Here is a 13,847-nt window from a genome sequence, read left to right as displayed (position 1 = left end):
GCCGCTCCGGCGGCATCGCTTCTCAGTACGACGACTCGGGCTCCGGCCCCCGGCCGGGGCCCGTGTTCCCGGTGGAACCCCACCCCGCAAGGCCTCACGGCTTCGCGAGGTGGGGTTTTCCCGTGCGCCCGCACGCCCGCCCCCTGCTCGCCCGCTCGATGAGTCACGACTCGCCGCGCACCCTCCCGACCCCGCGGCGAGTCGTGACTCATCGACCCCGGGGGTGCGGGGCGGGGCGCGGCCCGGCGCGGGGCGCGGGGCGGCTGGCCGCTCGCGGAGGCTTCCGCCGATCCGCGCGGCGTACCCTCGGGGCCATGAGCGAACTCGACACCATCGACCTGACCACCCTGCGCGGCGACAGCACGACCTTCGGCGCCTACAGCGACAAGGTGGTGCTGGTCGTCAACGTCGCCTCGCGCTGCGGTCTGGCTCCGCAGTACGAGAAGCTCGAGGAGCTGCAGAAGACCTACGGCGAGCGCGGCTTCACGGTGCTCGGGTTCCCGAGCAACCAGTTCCTGCAGGAGCTGGGGTCGTCCGAGGCGATCGACGAGTACTGCTCGGCGACCTGGGGCGTGACGTTCCCGATGATGGAGAAGATCAAGGTCAACGGGCGCAACGAGCACCCGCTCTACACCGAGCTGAAGAAGGCGGCGGACGCCGACGGCAAGGCCGGCAAGGTGAAGTGGAACTTCGAGAAGTTCGTGATCACCCCCGGAGGCGCGGTGCACCGCTTCCGACCGACCACCGAACCCGACGCCCCTGAGATCGTGTCGCTGATCGAGGCGTCGCTCCCCGCGTAGGTCGAGGCCGCGCGGCGCCGGGCCGCCCCTCCGCGAGCAGATCGAGGCGGCGCCGGGCCGCCCCCCTACGCGAGCAGGTCGACGGCCAGGTACCCGGCGTACCCCCCGCGGGTGCGCCCCACGCGGCGGCCGGAGGTCAGCACCTCGCCGGCGTCGGATGCGGTGACGACGGCGTCGGTCTCGCGGAGCCGCTCGACGAGCACGACGTCCTCGTGCAGGTCGAGCGCGTCGAACCCTCCGGCTGCCCGGTAGGCGCTGGCCCGCAGCCCCAGGTTCGCGCCGTGCACGTGGCCGTTCGGGCGCCCCGGCGTGTGCCGGGCCGTCCAGGCCGCGATCTGCTCGGCGCTCAGGTCGGCGAAGTCGGGTCGCACGGTGCCGACCATCACGTCGCTGCCGTCGTCGGCGAGGGCCACCTGCGCCACGAGCCACTGCGGCGGCACGACCGAGTCGGCGTCGGTGTTGGCGATCCAGACGGCGCTCTCGTCGACGCCCTCTGCGGCGAGCAGTCGCATGGCCCGGTCGACTCCGGCGGCGCGGGCCACGCCGACGGCGCCGCCGGCCGTCTCGATCACCGTCACGCCGGGGGCGCGTCGGGCGAGCTCGGCGGTGTCGTCGGTGCAGGCGTCGGCCACGACGACGGTGACGACCCGCACCGCCTGGTGATCGTCGTGGAGGCGGTGCCGTGCGACCCCGACGGCGGCGAGGCAGCGCTCGATCAGGGCGGACTCGTCGCGGGCGGGCACCACGACGGCGATCCCCAGGACACGCGGGCCCAGGACACGCGAGCCGAGGAGGCGCGGCGCGCTCACCGCAGACCCGTCCGGTCGGCCACGGATCGCCCGTCGCGCGACCGCACGTCGAGCACGAAGTCGTCCTCGTCGTGGTGCGCGACCGGGAGCAGCCCGGGGCGGCGGAGCAGGGCGGCGTGCACGTCGTCGCCGCTCTGCCGGAAGTCGTCGGCCCCGTGCCGCCAGTGGCAGGCGACGACGGTGCCCGCGGGGGCGAGCACCCGCTCGACGTCGTCGAGCAGCCGCTCGAACTGGTCGGGGTCGAGGTAGTAGCCGACCTCGCTGATCAGCACGAGATCGAACGGGCCGGAGTCGGGCAGCCCGCGCGTCACGTCGGCCTGCTCGACCCGCACGTGCGGACGATCGGCGAGCCGCGCTCTGGCGTGCCCGACGGCGACCTCGGAGACGTCGAGCGCCAGCACGGACGACGCGCGCTCGGCGAGCTCGGCCGTCACGACGCCGATCGAGCAGCCGATCTCGAGCACCGAGCCGAGCCGCTCGTCGGGCAGCGACGCGAGCGTGATCGCGCGCTTGCGCCGCTCGTACCAGCGCGTCGTGACCCCCCAGGGATCCGCCTGGCGGGCGTGCGTCGCGTCGAAGCGGGTGCCCTGCGGCTGCGCGGGCTCGGGCTGCGCGGTCTCGGGCAGCACCGGCTCGTGCGGCGCCGACTCGGGCTGCGCCGACTCGGGCTGCGCCGATGCGGGCTGCGCGGACACGGGCTGCGCCGGCTCGGGCGGCTCGGAGCGCACGAAGACCTCGGCGTCGCGCCGGAAGTGCGCGACGAAGTCGGGGCGCAGCACGGCCTCGTCGCCGGGGCGCGACGACAGCGGGCGCAGCTGCGAGGCGTGCCGATCGAGGGCGCGAGCCGCGGCGGCGCGGGCCTCGGGGTCGAGCTCGACCCGCACGAGATCCGCCCACGGCACGTCGGGGTGATCGGGGGCGCCCCAGTGCCAGAGCCAGACGGGGTACTCGAACAGCGCCGGCGCGAGGTCGGCACCGACCGCCTCGGCACCGGCGCCCACGGCGCCCACGGCACCGGCGTCGGCCGCGGCGCCCCGCACCAGCTCCGCCGCGATCTCGCCGAGCACGCGGTGGTCGCGGTGACCGTCGCCGCGCCAGGGGGCGAGCACGACGGCCGGGCGGACGTCGGCGACGACCGAGGCTAGGCGGGTGCGGATGTCGACCCGCGCCTCCTGCAGTCCTCCGTCGGCGACGCCCATCAGCACGAGCTCGATGCCGGGGCCGAGCTCGTCGAGGGCGGCTCGCGCCTCCGCCGCGCGCTCGTGGCACAGGGCGTCGGCCGAGGTGGTGGTCGAGTCGGGGTGCGAGCCGGCTCCGTCGCTGACGACCACGACGGTGACGGCGCGCCCCGAGCGCACGGCGAGCGCGATGAGCCCGCCCGCGCCGAGCGTCTCGTCGTCGGCGTGCGCCGAGAGCACGAGCAGCGGACCGGCCGCCGAACCGAAGCCGGAGCCGTCGCCGAGGAGGCGCGGGTCGACCGGCAGCGCGGCCAGCCTCCCGTCGGCGACCCACGCCTCGACGGGGCCGGCGGGGTCGCGTGCGTCGAACCTCACCACGGGGCGACCGCGCTCTCGCGCAGCTGGCGGCCGAGCGACGCGTCATCGGCGTCGGCGTGGTGCTGGCGCAGGTAGAGCGTGAGGTCGGCGACCCGCTTGGCGTGGGCGGCGTCGGCGACGAGGGGAGCCGGGCCGAGCGCGCGACCGACCCGGGTCAGCACGTCGTCGGCGGCATGGGCGACGGTCGCACGGACCCGCTTGGCGAGCAGACGGCCGTCGGCGCCGGTCGCGCGGCCCGCGTCGACGAGCTCGGCGGCCTCGGCCAGGGCGCGTCGGGCGTCGGAGAGGCGCTCGTCGACGGCTCCGAGCGCGGCGGCGGTGTGGGGGTCGGGGTCGCGTCGGACGACCGTGCGGTGCAGCGCGCGGGCGATGCCCACGGCCCCGCCGTACCAGCACGCGGCGACGGCGATGCCGCCCCACGAGAAGCCGGGCCGTTCGAGGTACCAGCCGGGGGCGCCCACCGGCGAGGCCGCGACGGCGTCGAAGCGCACCGGGCCGGAGGGGATCTCGACCAGCCCACGGGCGTGCCAGGCGCCGTCGACGACCTCGACACCGCCCTGCCGCAGGTCGACCGAGAACAGCCGCCGCTCGTCGTCGACCCAGGCCGTGACGAGCGCCGAGTCGAGCACGCCGGCGAGCGAGCACCAGCCCTTCTCACCCGAGAGCGACCAGCCGTCGCCGATCTGCTGCGCCTCGAGACGGGTGCCGGGCAGCTCGGCCGCGAAGACGCCCCAGCTGCGTGTCGCCGCCGAGGAGGCGCGGGTCGCGCCCGGTGCGTCCGTCGCGTCGGGCGTGCCGGTCGCGTCGGAGGCGCGGGTCGCGCCGGCCGCGTCGGCGCCGCCCGCCGCATCGACCTGCTGCAGGATGGCGAACGCGTCGAGGTGCGGCTCGACGGCGCGGGCCGCGCCGAGATCGTGGGCGGCGAGCGTCGCGAGGGCCCGCCACAGGTCGGCGGTGCGCCCCGCCCCGGGGACGGGCGCCGCGCCTCCTCGGCTGGTCAGGGCGATGCCGAGTCGGAGGGAGCCCTCGACGTCGGAGGGGAGGTCGTCGGCGACGAGACGCGTGAGCGAGCCCGGTTCGCTGGGGCCGGTGAGTTGCATACCTCGACCGTAGGCCGCCGAGGGGATTCCCGGGCTCCGTCGACAGGAGCCGGCGAGGGTGATAAGAGCCGGCCAGGGGGTCGCCCCGCGGGTGGTCGGCACGACGAGGGCGCCCCTCCCTCGGCGCCGGGTGTTCAGCGGAACGAGGCCGCGACCCCGTTGCGGTGGTAGTCGAAGACGATGCTCGTCCGCGTCGACGCCACGCTCGGCTGGGCCGAGAGATGGTCGACGACGAAGGTGCGGATCTCGCTCGAGTCCGAGACGGCGATGTGCACGATGAAGTCGTCGTGCCCACCGAGGAAGAACACCTGCAGCACCTCGGGCAGACTCCGCACGGCCTCCGAGAACGCGGTGATCGCCGCCTGCCGCGACCCCGGGCGCAGGGTCACGCCGATGACCGCCTGCAGCGGGCGGCCGATGCGACGCTGGTCGACGCTCGTCAGGAACCCGGTGATCACCCCGCGGTCGATCAGCGACCGGAGTCGCGTGTGCGCGGTCGACGGCGCGACGCCGACCGCCGCGGCGAGCGCCGCGTTCGACAGGCGGCCGTCGGTGGCGAGCACGTCGAGGAGGCGGCGGTCGACCTCGTCGAGGTCCGCAGGAGGCGCGGCGACGGCTCCGTCGCCCGCCGCGCCTCCTGCAGGTCGAAGATCGTTCGATCCGGTCATGCTCAGCGCCTCTCGCAGGGTGTCATCGGGTCGATCCATCCGGTCTCGCAGAATCTTCTTCGGTCGAAACACGAGTGAAACGAATGATCGACAGCATCGTCTCATCGATCGACGACGACCGGCCCGCGAGGCCCTGACGCGACAGGAGACGCCCATGCGCGTCGGAGTGCCCACCGAGATCAAGAACAACGAGAACCGCGTGGCCATCACGCCCGCTGGCGTCGACGCCCTGGTGCGCCGAGGGCACGAGGTGCTGATCGAGAGCGGGGCGGGCACGGGTTCGCGGATCTTCGACGACGACTTCGCCGCGGCCGGCGCGACCATCGTGCCGACGGCCGACGAGGTCTGGGCCCGGGCCGATCTGCTGCTCAAGGTGAAGGAGCCGATCGCGGCCGAGCACCGCCTCCTGCGCGCCGATCAGGTGCTCTTCACCTACCTGCACCTGGCCGCCGACCGCGAGCTGACGGAGGCGCTGGTCGCCTCGGGCACGACCGCGATCGCCTACGAGACGGTGCAGCTGCCCGACCGCTCGCTGCCGCTGCTGCAGCCGATGAGCGAGGTGGCCGGGCGGCTCTCGATCACGGTGGGGGCGTACCAGCTGATGCGCGCCTCCGGCGGTCGGGGCACCCTGCTCGGCGGAGTGCCGGGCACCCCGCGCGCCAAGGTCGTCGTGATCGGCGGCGGTGTCGCCGGCGAGCACGCCGCCGCGAACGCGCTCGGCCTCGGCGCCGACGTGACCGTGATCGACCTGTCGCTGCCGCGCCTCCGGGCTCTCGAGGCGCGCTTCGACGGACGGATCCAGACGCGGCCGTCGACGCCGCACGAGATCGCGGTCCAGGTGCGCGACGCCGACCTCGTGATCGGATCGGTGCTGATCCCGGGGGCGGCCGCGCCGAAGCTCGTCACCGACGAGATGGTCGCGGGCATGAGGTCGGGCGCGGTGCTGGTCGACATCGCGATCGACCAGGGCGGCTGCTTCGAGGGGTCGCGGCCCACCACCCACGACGACCCGACCTTCGCCGTGCACGACGCCGTCTACTACTGCGTCGCGAACATGCCGGGCGCGGTGCCCGAGACGTCGACGCGGGCGCTGACGAACGCGACGCTGCCGTACGTCGTGGCCCTGGCCGACCGCGGCCTCGACGCGGCGACGGCGGCCGACCCGGCGCTCGCGGCCGGGGTGAACGTGCACGCGGGCGAGGTCACGAACGCCGGCGTCGCGGCGGCGCTCGGGATGCCGCTGGCCGCGTCGGCGACGCTCGGCTGACGCGCCGCGCCGCGCCGCCGCGCGACTCGCCGATGCAGTTGCGCGAGCCGGATCGGCCTGCTTACACTCGCCTCTGATCGAACACGTGTTCGAACGAGAGGCAGGCCATGAACATCTCCACCACCCGATCGGCCGTCGCGCTCTGGTTCGACGACGGCCTGCCCGCGCGCCTCGTCCACGACGGTGTCCGGTGGCGGGTCAGCGACACCCCCACGCCCCTCGTCGACGAGCCGCTGTTCGTCCACGAGCTCATCACGCACCCGCCGCGGAGATTCCTGGGGTGGCGGTTCCAGGCCACGGCGTCCGACGGCACGACCCACATGTTCGAGGTCGTCCGCGACGCCGCGGGGCACTGGCTGCTCGGGCGCCTCTACGACTGAGCGGAGCCCGGGCCGACGGCGATGCCGGCCCGGGCTCCGTGTCAGGCGGGTCTCAGTAGCCGGCGCCGGCCGACGGAGCGGCACCCTCGACGAGCGCGCGGGTTCCCGAGACGCCCAGACGGGTCGCGCCCGCGGCCACGTAGCGACGGGCGTCGTCGATCGTGCGGACGCCACCCGAGGCCTTGACGCCGAGGCGGCCGCCGACGGTCTGAGCCATGAGCCTGACCGCATGCTCGGTCGCGCCGCCGGTGGGGTGGAATCCGGTGCTCGTCTTGACGAAGTCGGCCCCGGCCCGCTCGGCGGCCTGGCAGACGGCCACGATCTCGTCGTCGCTCAGGGCGGCCGACTCGATGATCACCTTGAGCACGGTCGGGCTCGGCACGGCGCCGCGGACGATCGCGATGTCCTCTTCGACGCTGACGAAGTCGCCGGCCTTCGCGGCACCGACGTCGATGACCATGTCGACCTCGTGCGCGCCCGACGCGACGGCCTCGAGGGCCTCCGACGCCTTGACGGCCGGGGTGTGCTTGCCGCTCGGGAACCCGGCGACGACGGCGATCTTCAGCTCGGACCCCTCGGGCAGCACGAGCGGCAGCATCGACGGCGAGACGCAGACCGAGTAGGCGCCGAGCTCGACGGCCTCCGCGATGAGGGCGTCGACGTCGGCGTGCGTCGCCTCGGGCTTCAAGAGGGTGTGGTCGACGAGGCGGACGATGTCGGCGGCCTGCAGTGTCTCGGTCATGGGGGTCCTTCCGGGGCGATCGAGCCCGATCGGCTCGTCGTCCATCATCGACCGTCGCGGCACGACGGCGAAACCGGCGACCCGCTCAGACCGGGCGATCGCCGTCGCGGCGCTTCTCGACCTCGATCTCGAGAGCCCGCAGGCGGGCCTGCTGCTCGTGGAACTCGATCTCGCGGTCGAGGGCGGCCAGCTGCTCCTCCGTGCTGAGGGGGCGGGAGGTGGTGGTGACCGTCTGCGTGCGCTGGCCGCCGAATCCGAGCCGCTCGCGCCTCCTCGGATCGCCGAACGACACGTGCTCGGACGGGGCCGACCGCTCACGGCCCACGGCGAACCACAGGATGCTGCCGATCAGGGGCAGGAACACCACGAGGAGCACCCAGACGAGCTTCGGCAGGTGCTGCACCTGGCCGTCCTGGCGCGTGACGATGTCGACCAGGGCGATGAGCACGAGGGCGAACATGAGACCGGAGACGAGCACGTACATGTCGCGATCATATTCAGCGAACTCCTACCTGCGCCACCAGTCATTCGGAGGATCATCTGGATGGAATCGGACGAATCTGGCCCGCCGACGCGCAGAAGTGGTTGAGTCGGTGATTGCCCGACCCCGTGGCAGCAACCGCGCCCGACCCGGCGCTCGCAAAGAAAGCAGTCATCATGCTCGGTCTGATCGTCAGCCTCATCATCATCGGCCTCATCGCCGGTGCAGTCGCCCGCCTCGTCGTCCCCGGCAAGCAGAACATCTCGATCCCGATGACCATCCTCCTGGGCATCATCGGCTCGTTCGTCGGTGGATTCCTCGCCTACCTGATCTTCCCCGGCAACAACCCCGACGGTTTCTTCCAGACCTCGGGCATCATCGGTTCGATCATCGGCGCCATCATCGTCCTGGTCATCTACCTCAAGGTCACCGGCCGCAAGGGCGCTCGCAACTAGTCGACCCTGCACCGCGCGGACGGGCCGCTCTCCAGTCGGAGGGCGGCCCGTTCTCGGGCGCCTGGGCCTCCGCGGCTTCGGCGGGTTCCCGTCACTCGCGGCGGGTCAGCGCTGACCCGCCCCCGATGACGGCAACCCGCCGCACCTCCGAGCGGCCTCGGTACAGCTAGGGCTTCCCGTTCCCGTTGTTGTTGCCGGGGCCCGAGTTCGGGTTCGACCCGCTGTTGCCCGGACCGGTCACGGCGCCGGTGCCCACCCCGGTACCGGGCACGGTCGCCTCGGGCCCCGGGACCTCCCCGGGCTCGTTCTCGTCCGGCTCGTTCTCGTCGGGCTCGTTCTCGTCGGGCTCGTCCTCGCCGGTCGACTCGGAGGGGGTGGTCGGCTCGGGCGCCGTCTCCTCCGACGGCTGGGCCGGCGCGGGCGCCTCCTCGGTCTGCTCCGGCTGCGGCTCGGTCGTCTCGGCGGGGGTCGTGGCCTCGCCGGACGGGTCGTCACTGGGCGTGCCGCTGCTCGGCTGCGACGACTCGACCGGTGCTCCGTCGCCGTCGCCACCCTGCGTGATCCCCCAGACGACGGCCCCGGCGATGAGTGCCAGCACCGCGACGATGATCACCGGCAGCACCCAGCGACGTCGTCCCGAGGAGGCGCGTTCGAAGTCGCCGGGGCCGCCACCGGCACCGGAGCCTCCCGCACCGGCACCGGCCGCCACTCCGCCACCCGTCGCGGCGGAGCCGAGGGCCACCGCCGGAGCGAAGCGCTCGGTCGGCGCATCCGAGCCGGGAGCGCCGTTCGAGTACGACGACGTCGGGGCGTTCGCGCCGTAGGCCGCGGTCGGCGCGTCAGCACCCGCACCGTACGCAGCGGTCGGCGCGTCAGCACCGGCACCCGCACCGTACGCAGCGGTCGGCGCGTCAGCCGCCGCCGCACCGGCGACGCCCGCACCGGCGACCCCGGCCGCCGCAGCCGCGGCCGCCGCGGCGGGCAGCACCATCGTCCGGTCGCTGCGGTTGATCGGCTCCGTCGGATCGGGCACCGAGGCCAGGTCGGAGGTGTCGCCGCCGCGGGCGGCCGAGGCCAGTCGCGACGCGCGGCGGGAGACCTCGAGCGCGGTGGGTCGCGCCTCCGGATCCCTGGCGGTCATCGAGGTGAGGAGCGACGCCCAGCCGGTCTCGAGCGACGACGGCACGATCGGGTCGTTGTGCAGGCGCGCCATGACCGACTCGATCGCGGAGCCCGTGAAGACCCGCGTGCCCGTCAGGGCCTCGAGCGCCACGAGACCGAGCGAGTAGACGTCCGACGGCGGTTCGATCGGCTGACCGAGCGCCTGCTCGGGGCTGATGAACGCCGCGGTGCCCATGACGGTGCCGGTCGCGGTCAGCCGCGTCGAGTCGACGAGGTAGGCGATGCCGAAGTCGGCCAGCTTCGCGCGGTAGCGCCCCTCGCCGCCGGGCACGGGGGCGAGCAGGATGTTCGCGGGCTTGACGTCGCGGTGCACGACGCCGCCCTCGTGGGCCACGTGCAGCGCCTCGCCCAGGTCGGCGAGCATCGCGGCGGCCGTGGCGGGGGTCAGCGGGCCCTCCGAGACGAGCGTCTGGAGCGTCGGCCCCTCGACGAACTCCATGACGAGGTAGGCGCGGTCGGCATCGTCGACGCGGGCGTCGAAGAGCGTCACGATCGCCGGGTGGGCGAGACCGGCGAGCACCTGCACCTCGCTGGTCTCGCGGCGCAGCTCGGCGGCGTCGGCCCCCGTCGGCGCGAAGAGCTTGATGGCGACGACGCGACCGAGCAGCGTGTCGCGGGCGCGGTAGACGCTCGCCATGCCGCCACGGCCGAGCACCGACTCGATCTCGTAGCGGCCGTCGAGCACCATGCCTGCGGTGAGGTCCGGGGTGTCCATGTCGCCTCCTGTCCGGGTCGTCGGGCAACGCCCCCCACCTTATTCGGGCTACGGAGTGACCATGCCGCCGTTCACGTTCAGGGTCTCGCCGGCGACGAAGCTCGACTCGGCGCTCGCCAGGAACACGTAGGCGGGGGCCTGCTCGGCGGGCTGCGCCGCGCGGCCCATCGGCGACTCGCTCGAGCCGAACTCGGGCAGGGTCTCGGGGTCGACGCCCTGGGTGACCTGCAGCACCGACCAGGTCGGCCCGGGCGCGACGACGTTGACGCGGATCCCCTTCGAGACGAGCTGCTGCGCGAGCCCCTTCGAGAAGTTGTTGATCGCGCCCTTGGTGGTGGCGTAGTCCAGGCGGTCGGGCGCCGGCGTGTAGGCCTCGAGCGACGCGGTGTTGATGATGGTCGAGCCCGGGCCGAGGTGCGGCAGGGCGGCCTTGATGATCCAGAACGGGGCGTAGACGTTGGTCTTGAAGGTGAGGTCGAACTGCTCGTCGGTGATCTTCTCGATGCCGTCCTGCCAGATCTGCCGACCGGCCACGTTGACGACGGCGTCCAGTCCGCCGAGGCCGGCCACCGCCTCCTCGACCAGGGTGCGACAGAAGGAGGCGCTGGTGAGGTCCCCGGGGATCGCGACGGCCTTCCGACCGGCCGCCTCGACGACCTCGATCACGTGGCGGGCGTCCTCCTCTTCGGAGGGGAGGTACGACAGCGCGACGTCCGCGCCCTCACGCGCGTAGGCGATGGCGACGGCGGCGCCGATGCCCGAGTCGGCACCGGTGATGAGCGCCTTGCGACCCGCGAGGCGACCCGAGCCGCGGTAGGTGCTCTCGCCGAGGTCGGGCACCGGGTCCATCCTCGACTGCAGGCCCGGCTCGGGCTGCTGCTGCACCTCGGGGCTGATCACGGGGAAGCGCGTGCGGGGGTCGTCGAAGGTGTACTGATCGCGGTCCATGCCGTCCGTCGTACGCCGGGGTCCTGAGCGGAGGGTGCGTGCGTACCCCGGGTCGCACGGTGGCCCGCGACCCCGATCGGCGGGTGTTATCCGTCATGCGCACTGGGTGCACGGATAGTTAGTCGGTCTAGCGATTCCCGTGACAGCATGCTCATGCATCGACTTCACGGCGGTGCGGAGCGGCTCATGGCCTCTCCACCGAGAGTCAAGGGCAGCGCAGGGCTGCCAGAAACGAGCACCACGATGAGCCTCATCCGCCCCACCACCGGTCGCGTCCGCAGCCCCTTCTCCGAGGTGCGCGACACGGAACGCCAGGCCACCCTCTTCGTCGTCGCCACGTCGGCCGTCGCGGCCAGCGTCATGGCCACGGCCGCCCTCCTCGTCACCCTGGGCTTCGGCGCATGAGCGCGTCCGAGCTGCGTCACGTCGAACTCGCGCCCACCGAAGCGCTCGACCTCTCCGAACTCTTCGTCGGACGTGGCGAAGACGGTCCGCTGGCGGCCTGAGCCATGCGACCCTCCTTCTCCAGCCGCATCCTGGCCTCGTCCGACGACGTCGACCACGTGTCGTACTTCGACACCGGCATCGACGACGACGACCTCGACTGAGATCGGCGTCACCTGACGTCACCGCGTCACCCGCTCCTCCTGCGTCATCAGCACGACCCGCTCCTCCTGCGTCATCAGCACGACCGAGCACGATCCGTACCAGCGGCCCACGACGTGGGGCGCCGACGAGGATCACCGACCACGGGCCTCCCCTCACCGGGAGGCCCGTCGTCGTCTGCGGGTGCGGGTGCGGGTGCGGGTGCGGCCGTCTTAGGCTGTCCGCCATGAGCATCGACGCCGAGAAGACAGTCCAGCTGCGCCGCTACGAACTCGTCGAGGGCGTGTTCGACGAGTTCGTCGAGTGGTTCCAGGCCCGGATCGTTCCGGCCCGCGAGGCCGAGGGGTTCGCCGTCGAGTTCGCGTACGCCGACCGCGAGGCCGGGGAGTTCGTCTGGGCGGTCAGCGTCGCAGGCGACGCCGCCACGTTCGCCGCGGTCGAGGAGGCCTACCTCGCGAGCGACTCGCGCGCCGCCGCCTTCGCCGATCAGCCGAAGAGGGTCGCCGCCAGCCATGTGCGCCTGATCGAGCCGGTCGTGCCCGCAGGAGCCCGCACGGCGCGCTGAGCCCGACCGCGCACGTCGACGCCTTCAGGAGGCGCGCGAAGGGAGCCGCAGGAGGCGCGCGAAGGGTGGTCGCCGGAGGCGCGCTAGAGTAATCGCCAGCTGGCCACGGAACGGCCTCGCTATCCGATTCGCGAACACATCCGGATACCCCCCAACCGGGGCGCCGACGCCTCCGAATGCTCTCCCGGGTGCCTAGCAACCCGTGTGTCCGGTCCACTGCGGACGGCGTTCCCGGCGAGTACCCGAAACCCGCCGAGATCACGCGTCGACGCAGCGGACGACACCCGTCGAGGACCCGAACCTCGGCGCGGGCTCTCGGATCAACGACGATCCGGGATCCTGCTGGGCACCGATCTCGCGGCGCCGATCCCTCCACAGGGTCGTGCGCCGCCGTCCCGCTGTTCGCTCTCCGGCGCAAGCCGGGCCGAGTCGAGGCGGGAGACGTATCGTCGGACGAGCCTCGTTCGAGGCCGTTCTCACGAGGAGCCCCGTGTCATCTGATCGACCCACGCCACCACGTGCGACCGTCGTCTTCCTGTCCGACGCCGACCCCGACCCCGATCGGTCCGACGATTCGCTCGGTGCCGCGCTCGCCGCCGCGTCGAGCGACCCGGGGGCAGCCTCCCTCGACGTCCACGTCGCCTCGGCGCCCTCGCCCGGGGCGACCGACGACGAGATCGTGACGGCCGTCGTCAAGGCGATCCGCGCCTCCGGAGCATCCCGGTGGCTGCTGGCCGCGAGCGGCGCCCGCGTCGACGCCGTCTCGCAGACGGTGGCGCGCATCCTGTCGGGCGAGGCGGGCGTGTTCGGTCTCGCCGGCGTGGTGGTGACCTCGCCGGGCGACTTCGACGGCGTCCCCACGCTCGTGCTCGACGACGCCTCGGCCTCGGCCTCGGCCTCGGGCGAGTCGCCCGTCGAGGCGATCGCGACGTTCTGGCGCGATCGCGCCGGGCTCGGGCCGACCATGTCGCTCGACTTCGCCGAGGTCATCGCCTCGACCCGCACCAGTCCGCAGACCCGGGCGCTGCTCGCCCGTCGCGCCCTCGCCGACGACCCCGACTACCGGCCGCAGACCCTCTCGACGTCGCAGCTCGAGACGCTGCGCGTCGTCGCCGACCTGGTCGTGCCCCAGCGCGCCCCCTGGCCCGGTGCCGAACTGGACCTCGCGGCACGGATCGACGTCGATCAGAACCTCGGCAGGTCCGACGGCTGGCGGAACAACGCCCTGCCGCCCGACCGCGAGGCCTACCGACGCGGGCTCGACGCCCTCGCCGACCTGCGCCTCCTCGGTGTCGACGACCAGCGGGCACGGGTCGCCGCACTCGTCGCCGGCGAGTTCGAGCCGCCGGCCGGTGAGATGACCGCCGAGCAGATGCAGCTCTGGTTCGAAGACGCGCGGGTCGACCTCGTGCGCGCCTGGCTCGCCCACCCGGCGACGATGGAGCGCATCGGCTTCGACGGCTTCGCCAACGGCGGACCGGGCGGCGCGCTCTTCCAGGGCTTCGACCTGCTCGGCGCCGACCGACGCGAACAGTGGGAACCGACGATGGAGGTCGTCCGATGAACCTCGACC

At 73.4% G+C, this 13,847-nt stretch carries 15 protein-coding genes; 7 read left to right on the top strand and 8 right to left on the bottom strand.

What is annotated here, in order from left to right:
* Positions 1-314: 314 nt before the first annotated feature.
* The gene (locus IFT51_RS14105) at positions 315-800 is read left to right on the top strand and encodes a glutathione peroxidase (RefSeq protein WP_192061723.1); all 486 of its coding nucleotides are present in this window, start codon (positions 315-317) and stop codon (positions 798-800) included.
* 65 nt (positions 801-865) lie between these two features.
* Here the strand turns inward: IFT51_RS14105 and IFT51_RS14100 are convergent, their stop codons facing one another.
* The 4 genes from IFT51_RS14100 to IFT51_RS14085 form a co-directional block, all read right to left on the bottom strand.
* Entirely contained in the window at positions 866-1,609 is a 744-nt protein-coding gene (locus IFT51_RS14100) for a glycosyltransferase family 2 protein (RefSeq protein WP_371740821.1), read from the bottom strand.
* Positions 1,606-3,165 carry a bifunctional PIG-L family deacetylase/class I SAM-dependent methyltransferase gene (locus tag IFT51_RS14095; protein ID WP_192061722.1) on the bottom strand — a complete coding sequence of 520 codons (1,560 nt, stop codon included), beginning with the start codon at positions 3,163-3,165 and terminating at the stop codon, positions 1,606-1,608. Before IFT51_RS14095 ends, IFT51_RS14100 begins: the two co-directional genes overlap by 4 nt.
* The gene (locus IFT51_RS14090) at positions 3,159-4,265 is read right to left on the bottom strand and encodes an acyl-CoA dehydrogenase (protein WP_192061721.1); all 1,107 of its coding nucleotides are present in this window, start codon (positions 4,263-4,265) and stop codon (positions 3,159-3,161) included. The genes IFT51_RS14095 and IFT51_RS14090 overlap by 7 nt, the downstream gene beginning before the upstream one ends.
* A gap of 134 nt (positions 4,266-4,399) precedes the next feature.
* Positions 4,400-4,933, bottom strand: coding sequence for an Lrp/AsnC family transcriptional regulator (locus IFT51_RS14085; RefSeq protein ID WP_192061720.1), 534 nt, complete (start codon positions 4,931-4,933; stop codon positions 4,400-4,402).
* A 154-nt stretch (positions 4,934-5,087) separates the two neighbouring features.
* Between IFT51_RS14085 and ald the strand changes: the two genes are divergently transcribed.
* Entirely contained in the window at positions 5,088-6,200 is a 1,113-nt protein-coding gene (gene ald, locus IFT51_RS14080; protein WP_192061719.1) for an alanine dehydrogenase, read from the top strand.
* A gap of 107 nt (positions 6,201-6,307) precedes the next feature.
* Positions 6,308-6,580, top strand: coding sequence for a hypothetical protein (locus IFT51_RS14075; protein WP_192061718.1), 273 nt, complete (start codon positions 6,308-6,310; stop codon positions 6,578-6,580).
* A 52-nt stretch (positions 6,581-6,632) separates the two neighbouring features.
* Here the strand turns inward: IFT51_RS14075 and deoC are convergent, their stop codons facing one another.
* Both deoC and IFT51_RS14065 read right to left on the bottom strand, forming a co-directional pair.
* A complete protein-coding gene (gene deoC, locus IFT51_RS14070; protein ID WP_192061717.1) occupies positions 6,633-7,322 on the bottom strand; it encodes a deoxyribose-phosphate aldolase in 690 nt (229 codons plus the stop codon).
* A gap of 85 nt (positions 7,323-7,407) precedes the next feature.
* Complete coding sequence (locus IFT51_RS14065) at positions 7,408-7,806, bottom strand: PLDc N-terminal domain-containing protein (protein ID WP_192061716.1); 399 nt, start codon at positions 7,804-7,806, stop codon at positions 7,408-7,410.
* A gap of 173 nt (positions 7,807-7,979) precedes the next feature.
* On the opposite strand from IFT51_RS14065, the gene IFT51_RS14060 reads away from it, so the two are divergent.
* Positions 7,980-8,258 carry a GlsB/YeaQ/YmgE family stress response membrane protein gene (locus IFT51_RS14060; protein WP_192061715.1) on the top strand — a complete coding sequence of 93 codons (279 nt, stop codon included), beginning with the start codon at positions 7,980-7,982 and terminating at the stop codon, positions 8,256-8,258.
* 166 nt (positions 8,259-8,424) lie between these two features.
* On the opposite strand, the gene IFT51_RS14055 is transcribed toward IFT51_RS14060, so the two are convergent.
* Both IFT51_RS14055 and IFT51_RS14050 read right to left on the bottom strand, forming a co-directional pair.
* Positions 8,425-10,155 carry a protein kinase gene (locus IFT51_RS14055; protein ID WP_192061714.1) on the bottom strand — a complete coding sequence of 577 codons (1,731 nt, stop codon included), beginning with the start codon at positions 10,153-10,155 and terminating at the stop codon, positions 8,425-8,427.
* 48 nt (positions 10,156-10,203) lie between these two features.
* On the bottom strand, positions 10,204-11,103 hold the full coding sequence (locus tag IFT51_RS14050; RefSeq protein WP_192061713.1) for an SDR family oxidoreductase: 900 nt from the start codon (positions 11,101-11,103) through the stop codon (positions 10,204-10,206).
* A gap of 243 nt (positions 11,104-11,346) precedes the next feature.
* On the opposite strand from IFT51_RS14050, the gene IFT51_RS14045 reads away from it, so the two are divergent.
* From IFT51_RS14045 to IFT51_RS14035, 3 genes are all read left to right on the top strand, one after another.
* Positions 11,347-11,508 carry a hypothetical protein gene (locus tag IFT51_RS14045; protein ID WP_192061712.1) on the top strand — a complete coding sequence of 54 codons (162 nt, stop codon included), beginning with the start codon at positions 11,347-11,349 and terminating at the stop codon, positions 11,506-11,508.
* Positions 11,509-11,935: 427 nt separating this feature from the next.
* Positions 11,936-12,274 (top strand): hypothetical protein, encoded by a 339-nt coding sequence (locus IFT51_RS14040; protein ID WP_192061711.1) that lies wholly within the window; start codon positions 11,936-11,938, stop codon positions 12,272-12,274.
* A 490-nt stretch (positions 12,275-12,764) separates the two neighbouring features.
* On the top strand, positions 12,765-13,838 hold the full coding sequence (locus IFT51_RS14035) for a hypothetical protein (protein ID WP_192061710.1): 1,074 nt from the start codon (positions 12,765-12,767) through the stop codon (positions 13,836-13,838).
* Positions 13,839-13,847: the final 9 nt, after the last annotated feature.

It is taken from the genome of Frigoribacterium sp. CFBP 13712 (assembly GCF_014842255.1).
Classification (GTDB): domain Bacteria; phylum Actinomycetota; class Actinomycetes; order Actinomycetales; family Microbacteriaceae; genus Frigoribacterium.
Note: the sequence above shows the minus strand (reverse complement) of the source record. Positions and strands in the feature narration are given on the sequence as shown.